General features: G+C 65.8%; 4 protein-coding genes. All 4 read right to left on the bottom strand.

The window, feature by feature from the left end:
* A partial coding sequence (locus tag JCM19049_RS10595; RefSeq protein WP_054821574.1) for an FMN-binding glutamate synthase family protein occupies positions 1 to 1,629 on the bottom strand: 1,629 nt, incomplete at its 3' end.
* A 135-nt stretch (positions 1,630 to 1,764) separates the two neighbouring features.
* On the bottom strand, positions 1,765 to 2,262 hold the full coding sequence (locus JCM19049_RS10590) for a hypothetical protein (RefSeq protein ID WP_054821573.1): 498 nt from the start codon (positions 2,260 to 2,262) through the stop codon (positions 1,765 to 1,767).
* 87 nt (positions 2,263 to 2,349) lie between these two features.
* A complete protein-coding gene (locus JCM19049_RS10585) occupies positions 2,350 to 2,787 on the bottom strand; it encodes an ATP-binding cassette domain-containing protein (protein ID WP_054821572.1) in 438 nt (145 codons plus the stop codon).
* Positions 2,788 to 2,883: 96 nt separating this feature from the next.
* Entirely contained in the window at positions 2,884 to 3,039 is a 156-nt protein-coding gene (locus JCM19049_RS23480; protein WP_374700290.1) for an ATP-binding cassette domain-containing protein, read from the bottom strand.
* Positions 3,040 to 3,047 lie beyond the last annotated feature (8 nt).

Genomic DNA, 3,047 nt, shown 5'->3' with positions numbered 1-3,047 from the left:
CACCGCGTGCGGGGTGCCGAACCGAAGCGGCGCGTGCTCGCCAAAGTGGTCCGAATCCGCCTCCTCCCAGTCCTCCCGCCAGGTGGTGGGCGTGTCCTCCAGCAGCTCGCCGGGGCGCAGCCAGTGGAACAGCGAGGCGTAGGAGCGGGTGCTCTGCAGGTTCACCCGGCGCCGCAGCATCCGGGTGTTCAGCTGGTCCGGGCTGGTCAGCCCCATGGAGGCCATGATCTGGTTGGCCTCGGTCACCGTCAGCCGGTGGTAGTTGTACACCCGGTTGCCCTTGTCGTCCACCACCAGGGCGCGCATCCGGCGCTTGTCCTGCGTCGCCACCCCCACCGGGCAGGTGTTGGTGTGGCACTTCTGGGCCTGGATGCAGCCGGTGGCCATCATCATTGACCGGGCCGCGAAGCAGAAATCCGCGCCCTGGATCAGCCGCTTGACGATGTCATTGCCGTTGGCGATCTTCCCCGCGGCCGCCACCCGCACCTCCGAGCGCAGCCCGGTGCCCATCAACGCGTTGTGCACCAGCATCAGCCCCTCCGTCAGCGGGGTGCCCACGGTGTCCTCGTACTCCAGCGGCGCCGCCCCGGTGCCGCCCTCGGCCCCGTCCACGGTGATGAAATCGACCAGGGTGCCGGTCTCCAGCATCGCCTTGCAGATGGCCAGCACGTCGGTGCGCGAACCGACGCACAGCTTGATGCCCACCGGCTTGCCGCCGGAGAGTTCACGCAGCCGGGTGACGAAGGCCAGCATCTCGCGCGGGGTGGAGAATTCGGGGTGGCTGGCCGGGGAGATGCAGTCCTCCCCCTCGGGCACGCCGCGGGCCTCGGCGATTTCCGCGGACACCTTCGCGCCGGGAAGCACGCCGCCCAGCCCGGGCTTGGCGCCCTGGGAAAGCTTAATGGTGATGCCCTTGACCTTTTCATGGGCGGCCTTGCGGGCGAAGACCTCCGGGTTGAAGCGGCCCTCACTGGTGCGGCAGCCGAAGTAGCCCGAACCCAGTTCCCAGAACAGGTCCGCCCCGTATTCCAGGTGGTACTTGGTCAGCCCGCCCTCACCGGTTTCATGTACGAAGTCACCCATCGCGGCGCCCTTGTTCATGGCCAGCACCGCGTTCTTGGACAGGGCACCAAAGCTCATCGAGGAGATGTTCAGCAGCGAGATGTCGTACGGGGCGCTGCACTGGGAGGAACCCACACGCACCTTGTGCTGGTCCGAGACCGCGGCGGCCGGCGCGGTGGAGTGCAGCAGGTATTCGTAGCCGACCGCGTTCACCTCCCGTTCGGTGCCGAAGGCCTTGTGGCTGTCCGCGCCCTTGGCCCGGGCGTAAATCAGCGAACGGGTGTCCCGGTCAAAGGGCTTGCCGTCGGTATTCCGCTCAATGAAGTACTGCTGCAGTTCCGGGCGAATGAACTCGAAGAAGAACCGAAAGTGGCCCAGGATTGGGTAGTTGCGCAGGATCGCGTGGCGGGTCTGCAGCAGGTCGTGGATCCCCACCCCCAGCAGCACCGCACAGAAGGCGGCCAGCACCAGCCAGGCGGCGCTGCCCAGCGCGGAGGCGAAGATTGCGGCCACTGCGGCGGCCGTGGTGATCACTATCAGGAAGATCAGAATGAAAAACCGTGCCATGGCCCGAGCCTAGCCCCACTGTTGGTGCCCGAAAGTGGCTCTTCCCAGTGATCTGGCAGTTCCCAGCTTCGGGGTCTGCAGCGGCAGATCAGCGACGAAAGTGAGCGTAGCGAAGCTTTCCGCGCAGGTAAGGCATCATCCTGGGATGTCTGCCTCGACGACGGAAGCAGCTTCAAGCGCTTGCTGGAATTTCGCGGTGACGTCTCTACCGTTCTCAAATGCCTGCAACGTTCCTAGACGGAACCCGGTGGCATGCCTGGTCACCAGGCTTTCCACCTCGGCAACATCGAATTCTCGAGCCCACTGCAAGGCATTCGTTTTTCGATCAAAGCGCAGGCATACCGCGAGGTCGAAGTCCAGATCAGCAAAGGCAAAGATGCGTTGCGTATCGCGTGGAAGGGTACGTGTCTTGATCTGAATCCGTCGCTTCTGCCCATCGACAAGGTCGAAGGACTTGTTGCCCGGCGCCGTGAGGTGGCCTCCATAGACACGAAGTGCAAGGTACTCACCAAGTTCTCCGCCCAGATCACTGTCCGTCTGGGTGATCCCGCGCCGTTTGAACTCGGCTCGCAGTGCTGCTTCCATCTTCAGCAGATCGTCAACGGTCCACCCGCTGAAGTCGATATTCCTCATAGGAGCAATTCTACGAACTCTCAGCGGGCCCGGGGTACGCCAGAGCAAGGTAGGGACGGGGTTCAATTGGCCACCGGTTCGGGTCTGCTACACCCCGTCCTCGATGCTGGCCAGTTCGCGCCGACGCATCCTGGCGAAGAGCGAGTCGGGGCGGTCCAGCAGGGCGGCGGCGCTGCCCCGCTCGATGACTTCCCCGTCGGCGAGCACGATCACTTCGGCGAAATCCTGCAGTACACCGAGCTTGTGGCTGATCATCAGCAGCCCCATGCCCGCATCCACGCGGCGTGCCAGGGCCTGCATCACCAGGGTTTCGGTGTGCGTGTCCAGTGCGCTGGTGGCCTCGTCGAGGATCAGGAACTGCGGTTCGCGCAGCAGCGCCCGGGCCAGCACCAGACGCTGGCGCTGCCCGCCGGAGATCCGCGATCCGCGCTCCCCCAGCCGGGTGTCAAGCCCCTCACGCTGGGCGGCGAACCACTGGCCGAGCCCCAGCTCCTGCAGCACGCCGGTCAGCGTCGCATCGGTCATCCCGGTGCGTCCCAGGGTGAGTTTCGCGCAGGGTCCCGCGCACCAGCGAGTCGTCCTGCGCCACCAGCACCAGCGCGGTGCGCAGGTCGCTCAGTGTCAGCTCGTCGATCGGCACCCCGTCCAGAAGCACGGTGCCGTGCGAATCGACGGCGCGCAGCAGCGCGGCGGCCAGCTGGATTTGCCCGACCCGGATTCGCCCACCAACGCCACCCGTTCCCCGCGGCCCAGTTCCAGGTCCAGTGCGCGCAGCACGGTGCGGC

The organism is Arthrobacter sp. JCM 19049 (genome assembly GCF_001310435.1).
The sequence above is the reverse complement of the archived record's forward strand: the minus strand, read 5'-3'. Positions and strand labels throughout refer to the sequence as shown.